Raw genomic sequence first — 12,997 nt, 5'->3', positions numbered from 1 at the left:
TCGACTTCAGAACTTATAGGTGATGCCGACATAGTAATCGCGACCATAGCGCTGGTAGTCGATCACCTGGCGGGGATCGTCGTTCTGGTAGGTCACGAACGGTCGATCGGTCAGGTTCTTCGCCTGTGCCAGGATCGCGAAGTTCGCGAGCGGACCGCTCTGGAACTCATAGCCGATCTGCGCATCCAGGATGCCCTCCGATCGCGCGGTGCGATAGGTCGGGTTGGCGGACAGGCCGGCGACTTCGGCGAGGAAACTGGAGCGGTAGCGATAGTTCGCGCGCGCCTGGAAGCCCCATTTCTCGAAGTAGATCGTGCCGCTGCCGGTCCACTTGGACAGGCCGGGCAGGGTGATTGCCTCGGTCGGGTTGCTGCCGTACTTGATCGTCGACTGGGTGTAGTTGCCGCTCGCGAAGATGCCGAAGCCGTCTAGCGCGGACGTGATAGCCTTGAACGGCAGCGACACCGTACCTTCGACGCCCAGCACTTCGCCGCGACCGGTGTTGGCGGGCGACGACACGTTGCCGATCGTCTGGCCCGCGGCGATCACCTGCGCCTGCTGCGCCGCGGTCAACGCCGGCAGCAACGCCGAGAAGTCGTACGGCAGCGAATTGTTGGGATCGACGAAGTCGGTGAGGTGCTTGAAATAGCCCGACAGCGCGACATAGCCGCCACCATTGAAATACTTCTCGAACGACAGATCGATGTTGGTCGACTGGTACGGCTTCAGGTTGACGTTGCCGCCGGTCGACGTGAACACCGGGAACAGCCCGGCGGGCGTCTGGCCGATGTTGGTCAGGTTGATCGCAACGTCCTGCGTGACGCGCTCCTGGTCGAGACGCGGACGCACCATCGTCTGCGAGGCGCCGACCTTGACGAAGCCGAGCGGGATCAGTTCGACCGACATCGTCGCCGAGGGCAGGAAGTTGGTGTATTTCAGCGACTGCTTCACGGGTGCGATCGTCACCGCGCCGCCGACGACGCTGGCGATCTGGCCGGTCGAGCTCTGGTCCGAATGCACGACCTGCGCACCGATCGATCCCTTGAGCGGCTTGTCGCCGACCAGGCCGTCGATCGTGACCTTGGCATAGCCGGTCCAGACCTTCTCGAGCACGACATTGTCACGCACCAGCGCGGACGGACGGCCATCAAACGCCGCGTTGAGCGAATTATTGTAGAGATACAGCGGATCGAGCGTCAGCATCTGCGGGATGCCGAGGTAATCGAGCGCCACGTTCTTGCCGAGCAATGCTTCGCTCGGCACGTTGCCGCTCAACGGCGAACCGCTCGCCACGGTGCAGTTGGTGCCGCCGCCGGTCGGGCACAGGAAGTACGACGTGTACGCGCTGGTCTTCTTGCGCTGGCTGTAGTTACCGCCGGCTTCCCAGCCCTTGACGACGCTGTCCGAGAACTCGCCGTTCAGGCTCGCGCGGAGCGACTTCAGATCGTCCTTGAAGCTCGGCCGGTTGAGGAAGCCCGACTGGACGACCTGCTGCGTGCCGTTGTTGCCCCACCCTTGCGGATCGGTCAGCTTGAAGATGTTGGTGTTGGTGTAATCGAGCGTCGGCGAGAAGGTGTAGGTGCCGTTGCCGTTCTGCTTGACGGTGACGGTGTCGGCGACGCCGCTCTTGGCGAACCCGGTGCCGGTGTTGGTCTCGAGCAGGAAGTCGGTGCGCTTCGCACGGCTCCAGCTCGCGTCGACGTTGAGGTGAACCGACTCGGTCAACTTAAGGTCGTTGTTCCAGCCGAGCGAGAAATTGTCCGCCTTGCGCTGGTTATAGTCGTTGCGCTGCACCGCGAAGACGTTGCCGAATGTCGCGCTGGTCGCGAAGCCGTCGGCGACGGTCACGCCGGAAACGGTCGTGCCGCCGGCCGTACCGGCACTCGCAAGCTGGCCTGCGAGCGGGAATTCGATGCCGCGCAGGATCTGCGTTTCCTCGAAGTGCGAATACAGCGCATCGAACGTCGAATGGAAGCTGTCGGACGGCTGCCACTCGATCGTCGCGACGCCGCCGTACCGCTTCAGCTCGTTCGACTGGACATAGGGCTTGGCGCCGTTGAGCAGGAACGGGCTGGCCGCGGTGCCGGCGCCGCTATAGCCCCATGCGTTGTAGCGCTCGTCCTGCGACGGGGTCTGCGTCGCCGACACGCCGATCGCGATGCCGAGCGTGTCGTTGGCGAACTTGTCGACATAGGTCGCCGACGCGCGATAGCCGTAGCGATCGCCATCCGGGTTCAGCTTGTCGATGCCGTTCATCTGCGCGCGCGCGCTGACCGCGATGATGCGGTGCGCCTGATCGAGCGGACGCAGCATGCGCAGGTCGACCGTACCGGCGACGCCGGCGGCGATCAGCGATGCGTCGGCCGACTTGTAGACGTTGACGGTCTTGAAGAATTCCGACGGATACTGGTCGAACTCGACGCCGCGGTTGTCGCCGGTCGTCACCTGTTCGCGGCCGTTGAGCAGCGTGGTCGAAAAATCGGGGCCGAGGCCGCGGATCGACAGGCGCTGGTCGCGGCCTTCGAGACGCTGCGCGGTCACGCCAGGCAGGCGGGCGAGCGAGTCCGCGATCGACACGTCGGGCAGCTTGCCGACGTCTTCGGCCGAGATCGAGTCGACGATCAGGACCGACTGGCGCTTGATCTTGGCGGAGGATTCCAGGCCGGCGCGGATACCGGTGACGACGATCTCGTCACCGCCAGCGGCATCTTCCTGGGTTGTGGGCGGCACGGCATCGGCGGGCTGCGGGGTTGGTGCGGCGACGGTCGGCACCGCGTCGATCTGCGCGGGTGCGGTCGGATTGGCATTCGCGGTGCCGGGTACTGCCTGCGCGAACGCAGCCTGTCCCGGCAGCATCAGAGCAGCGGCGAGCGCGGTCGCGCTGACGTGCAGCGCGAGGCGGCCATGCGCGGAAATGCCGGACGCGACGCGCAGGCGGCACGGAATAGACTGGCTCATGAAATCCCCTTCAGGCGAGAATAATCCCGCGCATCCTCAATTGCTTGTTTTGGTATCCCCGACGTCGTGCTGACGCGTCGGGTGTCGCAACACGGCTATATTTCGGGTGGAGGCGTTGCAAAAGGGACGGGCATACGTATTCACTGTTTCATGCAAACCGTGTCTCTTCAGGACCACGCCCGCCCCCAGTGGCGCCGGCAAGGGCGCTGACGATGGGTCGCCGCCCGACATCGTTCGATATCGCGCAATTGGCCGGCGTATCGCAGCCGACGGTGTCGCGGGCGTTGCGCGGATCGAAGTCGGTCAACGCGCAGACCCGCCAGCGGATCGAGGCGATCGCGCGCAGCTTGCACTACGCGGTCGACAAGCACGCCTCGTCGCTGCGGAGCCAGTCCGCGAACACGCTGGCGCTGCTGTTCTTCGAGGAGCCAGCGGAAGACGAGTCGACGATCAACCCGTTCTTCCTGTCGATGCTGGGCGCGATCACGCATGCCTGCGCGCGCGCCGGCTACGACCTGCTGATCTCGTTCCAGCAATTGTCGGGCGACTGGCACGTCGATTACCAGGACAGCCGCAAGGCCGACGGTATCATCTTGCTCGGCTATGGCGATTATGAAGCGTACCGCGCGCGCCTTGATCACCTCACCGAACAGGGGACCAAGGTGGTGCGCTGGGGCGCGGTCGGCACGGGGCCTGCCGGGATCACGGTCGGCTCGGACAATCGCGGCGGCGGCGAGGCGGCGACCGCGCACCTGATCGCGCGCGGCCGACGGCGGATCGCGTTTCTGGGCGCGGCGGATGGACGGTATCCCGAACTGGAGGACCGGTATCGGGGATATCTCGACGCGTTGGCGGCTGCGGGGCTGACGGCGGACGCCGCATTCCAGGTCGATGCAATCACCACCGAAGACGCCGGACAGGACGCGATCGCCGAACTCGCGCGCCGCGGCGCCGACTATGACGCTATTTTCGCAGCGAGCGACAGCATCGCGATCGGTGCGATGCGCGCGCTGGCGGCTGCGGGGCGATCGATCCCGGGCGACGTCGCGATCGTCGGCTTCGACGATATCGCCTCGGCGCAACTCACCAACCCGCCGCTGACGACCGTGACGCAGGACGCGCGCCGGGCAGGGGAGGCGCTGGTACGGACGTTGCTGGCGAAACTGCGCGGCGAGGTTTCCGACGACCCGCCCTTGCCGACCCGACTGGTGATCCGCGCGAGCAGCGGGGCGTAGCCCAGCACGATCCTCCCCCGCCAGGGGGAGGTGGCAGGCGTCAGCCTGACGGAGGGGGCGGCATGAGCAACCGCTGCTGCGCAACCTCCCCCTCCGTCAACTGCGGCGCCACCTTCCCCTGGCGGGGGAGGATCGTGTGTAAGGACGGCCGCTCAGTCGTCGAACAGGAACAGATTGAGCGTCAGCCGCCCGGCTAGCGGGTCCGAACTCAGTACCACCGCAGGCGGCAGATACGCACAGTGCAGCGTATTCCCAGCATAGACGAGCGCCCGGTTGAAACGTGCCGGCTGGACCGCAATGCGTTCGTACAACGCCGTGTCGCCGGCGATGTAGGACGCCTCGGGCATGCCGTGCGCCTGCACGCCCGCTTCCAGCTCCGCTCTGAACCGATCGAGCCGCGACGCATCTACGGTCTCGAACGCCGTCGATCGCTGGCGGTAGAACGCAGTGCCACCTTGTTTGCCGTGACCGAGGAATAGCAGCACGGCGATCCGCCCCCGCTCGACGCCGTCGAAATGCGGCAATCGCTGGATCGGCGCGAGATCGCCAGGTGCCGTGGTGACGAGCGAATAATAGGCCTCCGACACCGCCGGCGCCGGATCGAGCCCGAAATGCTCCACCAACAAAGGTGCGATCCGGCGTCGCATCGTCTCGGCGAGGCGCGGCGGCACCTCGGCGCGGACGCCGGGATAATGCGGACCGATCGGCGCCATCCGCAGGCTCGCCGCATCCTCGCGCAGTGCGTCCGGGTCGGGCCAGAAATCGTCGATCACGATCAGCGGGCGCTGCTCCTCGCCCTGAAGGTGAAGCGTGGTTTTCGGCGGTTGGGTCATGCAGGCCTTCATGCGGCCGGGCGGCATGGCGGGGCAAGGTATTCGTATGCATAGTTGTTTTGCCGGTCGCTTGGGGTCAAGCCGGTCCGTCAGATCGCCACGCACACAAGTGGCGACCGATCAGGAGAGCCGCGTTTTGACCGAGAAACCAGTCCAGGGCTTTGCCGGCCTGTGGAACATCAGCTTCGGCTTTTTCGGCATCCAGATCGGCTTCGCGCTGCAGAACGCCAATATGAGCCGGATCTTCCAGACGCTCGGCGGATCGCTCGACGACCTCTCCTATCTCTGGGTTGCCGCACCACTGACCGGGCTGCTCGTCCAGCCGATCATCGGTCATTACAGCGATCGCACCTGGACTCGCTTCGGCCGTCGCCGCCCGTATTTCTTCGCCGGTGCCGTCCTCGCCGCGCTCGCGCTGTTCGTGATGCCCGAGGCGAAGATGCTGTGGCTCGCCGCACTGACCCTCTGGGTGCTCGACGCCTCGGTCAACGTGTCGATGGAGCCGTTCCGCGCGTTCGTCGGCGACATGCTGCGCAAAGACCAGCACACCGCGGGCTATGCGCTCCAGACCGCGTTCATCGGCGCCGGCGCAGTCGTCGGCTCGATCTTCCCGTTCGTGCTGGCGCATCTCGGCGTGTCGGGCGATGCGCTGGCGGGCGTTCCCGACACCGTGCGCTACAGCTTCTGGTTCGGCGGCGCGGCATTGCTGCTCGCAGTCCTGTGGACGGTCGGCAACACGCGCGAATACAGCCCCGAACAGATGGCATCGTTCGCTGAATCCGACCGTGACGAGGCGCAAAGTGCTCCGGTCCGCGCGCTCGCCAGCCGCGGTTTCGCGACCAGCATCGCCTGGATCGTCGCCGGGATCGCGGTCGTCGTCGCGGTGCCCGAACTGGCGTTGCAGAAAGAAGTGTACCTGCTCGGCGGCCTGCTCGTCGCCTATGGCGGCGCCAGCCTCGCGGCCATCGTCCTCGCGCGCGGCGGCAACGGCGACAACGCGCTGAGCCAGATCGTCGGCGACTTCGCCGCGATGCCCAGCGTCATGAAGCGCCTCGCACTCGTCCAGTTCTTCAGCTGGTCCGCGCTGTTCATCATGTGGATCTTCACCACGCCCGTCGTGGCGCAATATATGTACGGATCGAGCGACGCGACGAGCGCCGCCTACAATGCGGGCAGCGATTGGGTCGGCGTGCTGTTCGCAGTCTACAACGCCGTCGCCGCGCTGGTCGCGTTACTGATACTGCCGCGGTTGGCCAGACGGATCGGCCGGGTCAAAACGCATATAGCCTGCCTGCTGTGCGGCGCCGCGGGGTTTGCGAGCTTCCTCGTGGTGCGCGATCCAACGTTGCTGATCGTCAGCGAAGTCGGCGTCGGCATCGCCTGGGCATCGATCCTCGCCATGCCCTACGCGATCCTCGCCTCCAGCCTGCCCCAGGCCAAGCTCGGCATCTATATGGGGTTGTTCAACATCTTCATTGTACTCCCGCAGTTGCTGGTCGCGACGCTGATGGGGTCGGTGCTGAAGGCGTTCTTCCCGACCGAACCGATCTGGACGATGGCATTCGCCGCCATCGTAATGATTCTCGCAGCCCTTGCGATGCTGCGCGTCCCTGAGGTTCCCGACAAGTTTGCCTGAGGCGAGAAGCAGCAAACTAGCGCTGTCGCTCAGGCGTCAGCCCGAGTGACGTTCTGCCATGTAGCGTCCAGGCGAGGTACCAAGCGCCTTGCGGAACATCGTCACGAAGCTGGGCACGCTTTCATAGCCCAGGTCGCTGGTCACTTGCTGGATCGAGGCGCCGCCGGCCAACCACTTCACGGCGAGTACGACCCCGAGCTGTTGGCGCCACCGGCCAAAGCTCATTCCCGTCTCCCGCTTGATCAGCCGCAACAGCGTACGTTCGCTCAGACCAGCATGTCGCGCCCAGATCTCCAACGTTCCTCGGTTCGCCGGGGACGCTATCATCGCGTCCGCAATGCTGCGCAGCCGTGGATCGATCGGCATCGGCAGGTGTAGATTCTCGACCCGAGCCGCGGCGAGTTCGTCGAGCAGGACCGCCACCAGCCGCGTGTTCGCACTGCCTTCCTCATAGAAATATGGGAGATGCGCGGCGCGGGTCAGCAGCTCGCGCAGCAAGGGGGTCACCGACACTGCGCAGCAGGTCTTCGGCAGTCGCGCGTCCACTGCGGGATCGACGAACGCGTTATACCCTTCGAGTGCGCAGGTCGCCTTGATCGCGTGCAGCGCGCCGCCGGGGATCCAGATGGCGCTGCGCGGCGGCACGACCCACAACCCGCCTTCCACTTCACAACTCAGCGCGCCGCGCTGGACCAGCAGCATCTGTCCCTTGGCGTGACTATGAGGTTCTAGCTCAAACCCGCCAACATCAGACATCTCAACACCGAACGCGACGATCGGGCGCGGCACGACATCCGGATCGACCCATTCGAAATCCTGCGACGCGTTCAGGATTGGCATAGGCGACGATCCTGGAAAAGATCCGTACTGGCGATATCACACAACATTATGTCGGTCCTTCGTAATGACGCCAAAGTCGCGCCCGGCTATCCGATCGCCATTGCCCCGTCGAGCCATTCCGGCTTCGGGCACCGGCAAGGATCGTCATGAACACGCTGAGCAGCCCCCGCCTCGCCGACCTTCTGGAAAGACTGCACGGTGAAGTCGACGCGGCTGACCGCGAACACGTCGAAGCGATGCAGGCGAAAATCGCGGCACCTGGCGCTTCGATCGAGGCGCTGGTGATGGACCTACTGGCGGATGAGCGTGCGGACTATCGCGCGACCTATCGCGACCGCGCGGACAATTTCCTTGCCGTGTCGCCGGAGTATGGTCGGTTCCTCTACGCGATAGCGCGGGCCTGCAAAGCGACCCGGATCGTCGAGTTCGGGACGTCTATGGGAATTTCGACGCTCTATCTTGCTGCGGCGCTGCGCGACAATGGCGGCGGCCACCTGGTCGGCAGCGAGATGGAGGTCAGCAAGGTGGCGCGGGCTCGTGCCAATCTACAGGCGGCCGGCCTCGCCGACCTTGTCGATATCCGCGCTGGCGATGCCCTGTAGACGCTGAAGGATGTGGGCGGTACGGTCGATCTAATATTGGTGGACGGCGCGTTCTCGCTGTATCTTTCGGTGCTCAAGACGATCGAGCCGTGGCTGAAGCCTGGCGCCGTGGTCCTGGGGGAAAATGCGTTCGAGCCTAGTTATCTGGCGTATATCCGCAATCCCGCCAACGGCTACATGTCGCTGGCCTTGCCGGACGAAGGCCGCGGCAACGAATTTTCCGTGAAATTGTCATGATGGAAACGCAGGCTGCCGAGCGGACGAAAGAGCCAGGCCGGTTGAGCAGAGCGGTGGCGCGGCTGTGGATGAAGCCGGCGACCGTCGTCGCCAACGAACGATTGGCGGATCGCTTTCATCTGATCACTCTAGAGGGCGATGCGCTCAAGACCGTGACGTGGCGGCCGGGACAGAAGGTGCAGATCGCGATGGGCTCGGCGTTCGTGACCCGGACGTACACGCCGATCGAATGGAATGCGTCAGCCGGGCGTATGTGCATTCTGGGCTATGCCCATGGCGACGGACCTGGGAGCAATTGGGTCCGCACCGCGGCGCCGGGCGAAGTATGCGACGTCTTCGGTCCGCGCGCGTCGCTGGACATCGGCGGTCTGTCTGGGGCGCTTGTCATCCTCGGGGACGAAACCTCGATCGGACTTGCTTATGCGGCGACCTTTCAAGACCCGACGCGGCATGTAACAGCGTGTTTCGAAGTCGCAGACGACGTTGGTGCTCAGCAGGTGATGGCCAGCCTGGATCTCAAGCGCGCTACACTGATCACACGGCGCCTAGATGGTGGGCACGTCGCCGAGCTGGAAGCATCGCTCTCCGACGCAGTTGCGCTTGGATCCACCTTCGTGCTCACGGGAAAGGCCGCAACGATCCAAGTGCTTCGGCAGAGCTTGCGACGAAGATTCGTTCCGACGACGCGGCTTGTTGCCAAGGCGTATTGGGCGCCTGGTAAAACAGGCCTGGACTGAGCTTGGCAGAGCCGCCTTCCGAAGCCTGCAAGGTATGATCGCAAAATCCAAGTTTCGCCATTCGAGCAAGGTTCAGGGCGATTGATTGTTCAGCTGGTCGGAACGGAAGGAACATTGCCCTCGAACCGCGTGTTGCCGGGGAGAGAATGGGCGAGGCTGAGATCGCCATTGTGCCCCCGGAAGATTTGCCGAGCGAGCGCCAGACCCACGCCCGTGCCCTCGGTCTTGGTGGTGAAGAAGGGGCGGAAGATGTCGGCCTGGTTTGCGACGGGGATACCGGGGCCGGTGTCCGTCATCGTGAATTGCGTTTGGCCGACGAGGGCAGAGATGGCGAGCGTGACCCGCGCACCGGACGAGCCGTGCAACGCCTCGGCTGCGTTCTGCAACACCGCCCAGAGCGCTGCGGTCAGTTGATCCGGGTCGGCCAGCAGATGGGCCGGTGCGTCCAGGAGGTCGGTCGTAAACGCGATTCCCGGCCATCTCGTCGTAAACAATGCCGCCAGATCGCTGACGAACCCGGCCAGAGGGATACGCTCCACCGAGGGGGCGGGCAGCTTCGCCAACGCACGGTAGCTTTCGCCGAACCGGTGCAGGCTGGCGGCGCGGCGCGCGACGGTCTCGACCGCGTCGCGTACCTTGGGCAGCATCGGGTCCGGATCGTCGAGCATCGCCACCGCGGTCTCGGCTAGCGAGGCGATCGGGGTGAGGGCGTTGACGATCTCGTGGCTCAGGACCTGGACGAGTTCGCGCAACGCGGCGGCCTCGGCGGCCTTCAGTTCGGCGTCGATGTCGATCAGCGCGCCGATCCGCGTCATCCGCCCTGCCAGCGCAAGGTCGCCGGTGGCCAGCGCGAAGCTCCGGATGTCGGTGTCATGCCCGATCTCGATCGTGGCGGTGCGGCCGGGGCGGGTGTCGGCGAGCGCGGAAACGAGTCCCTCGGGCGGATCGGCGACCAGATCGCCTGCGCCGAGCAATCGCCGCGCGGCACGGTTGACGGCGCGTAACCGACCGTCTTCGAGTGCGACCAAGGGCGCAGGCGACAAATCGAGATAGGCGTTCAGACGGCGCCGTTCCTCTTCCCCAGCAGACGGGGTCGGGATTGGTGGCGCCGGCATCGGCGAGCGCTGACCAGCATCGACCAGGTCGAGTGCGGCGATCCAGATCGCGATCATCGCCGCGAGCAGTGCGGTGGCGTACAGACCGCGTGTGGCCGCAACCGCACCACCGGCGCCGGCCGCAGCTATCACCAGCGCGCGTACCACCGCGCGCATCCGGTCAGAGGCCATAGCGCGCCATCCGGCGATAGAGCGCCGCGCGGGTCAGTCCGAGCTGTGCGGCGGCGCGGCTGACATTGAAGGCATGGCGTTCGAGTGCCGCGGTGATCAGCGTTTCCTCGTTGCGCGCGAGCGACAGATCGGGGGCGAGCGATAGCGGCTCGGCGGTGGCGGGCGAAAGTAGTAGGTCTCCGGCCGCGTAAGTCTCGCCATTGCCGAGCAGAACCGCACGTTCCATCGTCTGGCGCAGGCCGCGGACGTTGTCGGGCCAGCGATCCGCCGCGATCGCCTGCGCCGTGTCTGCGTCGAGCGGTCTGAGGGGCTTGCCGTGGCGGTAGGCGAACAGCGCAAGGAAATGGCGAGCGAGCAGCGCCACATCGCCCGCGCGATCGACGAGCGGCGGGAGGGCGATTTCGATCGTCCCGACCCGGTCGAGCAGGTCTTCGCCGATAGCTACCCGAACGCCGGTGCGATCCAGCCGGGTGGTCGCGATGACGCGGATGCCGTCGAGCGCCGACAGGAGAACGCCGTTGAGCGCACGAGGCAGGCGGTCGATGTGGTCGATTACCAGCAACCCACCAGCCGCGGCCGCCGTTTGCTGGGCGATGACGGTGGCGTCCGCGGCTTCGGCGTCCACCGTGATGAGCGGCAGGCTGGCGTGCGGCGAGGCCTGATGAACCAGTCGGGCGACCAGCGTCTTGCCGGTGCCCGCAGCGCCGTGGATCAGGATTGGGGCCGCGGTCGGCGCGACGCGAGCGACCAAGTCGCGCGCGCGCGTGATCCCGGCGCTTTCGCCGAGCAGGATGCCGTCGTGGACGGGCGGTGTCGCCGCTGTCTCCAGCTTCGCGCGGCGCAGCGCCAGCCCGCGCTCCACCGTGGTCAGCAGGCGCTCGTTGTTCCAGGGCTTGATCACGAAATCGGTCGCGCCGCTGCGCATCGCACGGACGGCGACCGCGATCCCGCTATGCCCGGTGACGACTATGACGACCGCCCGCGCGTCCGCTGCGATCAGCCGGTCGAGCATCGCGAACCCCTCCTCGCCGGTGGTCCGTCCTCGCGCGAAGTTGAGGTCGAGCAGGATGACGTCGATCGGTTCGCCGGCGAGCAGCACCCAGGCCGCCTCCGGGTTCGCCGCGGTCGAGACGCGCATGCCGTGCCGTTCGAGCAACAACCGCGCGGCCTTGGCGATGTCGGGATCGTCGTCGATGACCAGGATATGCGATTCGGTTGACATGGCCGTCATAGTGTCCGGAAACGGACAGTTGGTACAGTCGGGTGAGCGCTTCAGCTGCGTAGCGCAGAACTATCTAGCGTCGCCAGTAGCTTAGGATCTGGTCGATCCGTCCCGTACACTGTCCGCATGATAGAGACGACCCTGCCTGGAACGGGCGCCGCGATGGACCGGCGCATCGAGCGTCCGCACGCCAAGCGGCGCAAGCGTATCGTGCGCGGTGGGCTTTCGATCGCGGTGGTGGCTGCGGCGGTGCTGCTGTGGGTGCTGATGCCCGGGGCCAATGCGCTGACCGTCGACGCCGCCGCGATCCGTACCGGCGATGTCGTGCGCGCGCCGTTCCGCGATTTCGTGCCGCTCCGCGCCGAGGTTGCACCGTTGCGCACCGTGTTCGTGACCGCGATCTCGGGCGGACAGGTCGCGGACCTTGCCGCCAGTGACGGCGCGATGGTCGCGGCCGGCACCCCCCTCGCGCGGCTATCCAATCCGTCGCTCGAACTCGACGTGGCCAGCCGCTCGGCGGAGATCGTCGGTCAGTTGAGCGCGATCAGCGGCCAGCGGCTGTCGGTGCAGAATACGCGGCAGGACGGCGCGCGCGACCTGGCGGAGGCACGCAATGCGCTTTCCAAGGCGCGGACGTTGCTCGCGCAGAAGCAGGTGCTGTTCGACCGGGGAATCATCACGCGCGCCGCAATCGATCCGGTACGCGAGGATGTCGGCTATCAGCAGGCGCGCGTTGCTGCGCTCGATCGCGGGACCGCCGAAGCCGGCGCTACGCTGGCGGATCAGTCCTCTGGCATCGCCGCGACCGCGCGCCAGTTGCGCGAGAGCCTGGCGATGGTTTGGGCGAGTCTCTCCGCCCTGGTGCTGCGTGCGCCCGTCGCGGGACGGCTTACCGCCTTCACACTGCAACCCGGGCAGACGCTCAAGGCCGGCGATCCAGTCGGGCAGATCGACTCCGAGGGGCAGTGGAAGCTGACTGCCGATGTCGATCAATTCTATCTCGGGCGCGTCCGGGCCGGCCTCGGCGCGGCGGCCGACATCGACGACCGGAGCTATGCGATGTCGGTCATCAAAATCCTGCCGCAGGTGACTGAAGGCCGGTTTCGCGTCGAACTCGGTTTTCGCGGAACCGTGCCGGCCGGACTGAACCGCGGCCAGACACTCGACGTGCGGCTCGTGCTCGGCGCGGACCGGCCCGCGGTGGTCGCACCGTCGGGCGGCTGGCTCGACGCGGGTGGTACCACCGCTTTCGTGCTCGATGGGAACGCGAAGGCCGTCAGGCGCGCGATCGTCGCCGGCCGACGCAATCCCGATCAAGTCGAGATCATTTCCGGCCTCGCGCCCGGCGAGCGGATCGTGACCACCGCGCTTGGCACCTACACCCCCTTCCAGACCCTCCTCATCCGATAGG

At 65.9% G+C, this 12,997-nt stretch carries 11 protein-coding genes; 6 read left to right on the top strand and 5 right to left on the bottom strand.

Annotation, left to right across the window (positions count from 1 at the left end; translation table 11 throughout):
• Window positions 1-6 precede the first annotated feature (6 nt).
• Window positions 7-2,958, bottom strand: a complete 2,952-nt coding sequence (locus C8J39_RS10930) for a TonB-dependent receptor (RefSeq protein ID WP_243649916.1) — start codon at window positions 2,956-2,958, stop codon at window positions 7-9.
• A gap of 212 nt (window positions 2,959-3,170) precedes the next feature.
• Here C8J39_RS10930 and C8J39_RS10925 point away from each other — a divergent pair, with 212 nt between their 5' ends.
• On the top strand, window positions 3,171-4,193 hold the full coding sequence (locus C8J39_RS10925; protein WP_183037975.1) for a substrate-binding domain-containing protein: 1,023 nt from the start codon (window positions 3,171-3,173) through the stop codon (window positions 4,191-4,193).
• A gap of 152 nt (window positions 4,194-4,345) precedes the next feature.
• On the opposite strand, the gene C8J39_RS10920 is transcribed toward C8J39_RS10925, so the two are convergent.
• Complete coding sequence (locus C8J39_RS10920; protein WP_243649913.1) at window positions 4,346-5,026, bottom strand: DUF6445 family protein; 681 nt, start codon at window positions 5,024-5,026, stop codon at window positions 4,346-4,348.
• A 136-nt stretch (window positions 5,027-5,162) separates the two neighbouring features.
• On the opposite strand from C8J39_RS10920, the gene C8J39_RS10915 reads away from it, so the two are divergent.
• Entirely contained in the window at window positions 5,163-6,662 is a 1,500-nt protein-coding gene (locus C8J39_RS10915) for an MFS transporter (protein WP_243649912.1), read from the top strand.
• Window positions 6,663-6,698: 36 nt separating this feature from the next.
• Here C8J39_RS10915 and C8J39_RS10910 read toward each other — a convergent pair whose 3' ends face one another.
• Complete coding sequence (locus C8J39_RS10910; RefSeq protein WP_120300422.1) at window positions 6,699-7,502, bottom strand: helix-turn-helix domain-containing protein; 804 nt, start codon at window positions 7,500-7,502, stop codon at window positions 6,699-6,701.
• Window positions 7,503-7,648: 146 nt separating this feature from the next.
• Here C8J39_RS10910 and C8J39_RS10905 point away from each other — a divergent pair, with 146 nt between their 5' ends.
• The 3 genes from C8J39_RS10905 to C8J39_RS10900 are packed head-to-tail and all read left to right on the top strand — an operon-like array spanning window position 7,649 to window position 9,078.
• On the top strand, window positions 7,649-8,104 hold the full coding sequence (locus C8J39_RS10905; RefSeq protein WP_207896950.1) for an O-methyltransferase: 456 nt from the start codon (window positions 7,649-7,651) through the stop codon (window positions 8,102-8,104).
• Window positions 8,105-8,143: 39 nt separating this feature from the next.
• Window positions 8,144-8,341 carry a hypothetical protein gene (locus tag C8J39_RS18925; RefSeq protein WP_207896949.1) on the top strand — a complete coding sequence of 66 codons (198 nt, stop codon included), beginning with the start codon at window positions 8,144-8,146 and terminating at the stop codon, window positions 8,339-8,341.
• Entirely contained in the window at window positions 8,338-9,078 is a 741-nt protein-coding gene (locus C8J39_RS10900) for a siderophore-interacting protein (protein WP_120300421.1), read from the top strand. The genes C8J39_RS18925 and C8J39_RS10900 overlap by 4 nt, the downstream gene beginning before the upstream one ends.
• Window positions 9,079-9,167: 89 nt before the next feature.
• Here C8J39_RS10900 and C8J39_RS10895 read toward each other — a convergent pair whose 3' ends face one another.
• Window positions 9,168-10,364, bottom strand: a complete 1,197-nt coding sequence (locus tag C8J39_RS10895; protein ID WP_120300420.1) for a PAS domain-containing sensor histidine kinase — start codon at window positions 10,362-10,364, stop codon at window positions 9,168-9,170.
• On the bottom strand, window positions 10,354-11,595 hold the full coding sequence (locus C8J39_RS10890) for a sigma-54 dependent transcriptional regulator (protein WP_259457532.1): 1,242 nt from the start codon (window positions 11,593-11,595) through the stop codon (window positions 10,354-10,356). The genes C8J39_RS10895 and C8J39_RS10890 overlap by 11 nt, the downstream gene beginning before the upstream one ends.
• Window positions 11,596-11,712: 117 nt before the next feature.
• Between C8J39_RS10890 and C8J39_RS10885 the strand changes: the two genes are divergently transcribed.
• The gene (locus C8J39_RS10885; RefSeq protein ID WP_243649910.1) at window positions 11,713-12,996 is read left to right on the top strand and encodes an efflux RND transporter periplasmic adaptor subunit; all 1,284 of its coding nucleotides are present in this window, start codon (window positions 11,713-11,715) and stop codon (window positions 12,994-12,996) included.
• The last annotated feature ends 1 nt before the right edge of the window (window position 12,997 follow it).

The organism is Sphingomonas sp. PP-CC-1A-547, assembly GCF_003610375.1.
In the GTDB taxonomy this organism is placed as follows: Bacteria; Pseudomonadota; Alphaproteobacteria; order Sphingomonadales; family Sphingomonadaceae; genus Sphingomonas.
The sequence above is the reverse complement of the archived record's forward strand: the minus strand, read 5'-3'. Positions and strand labels throughout refer to the sequence as shown.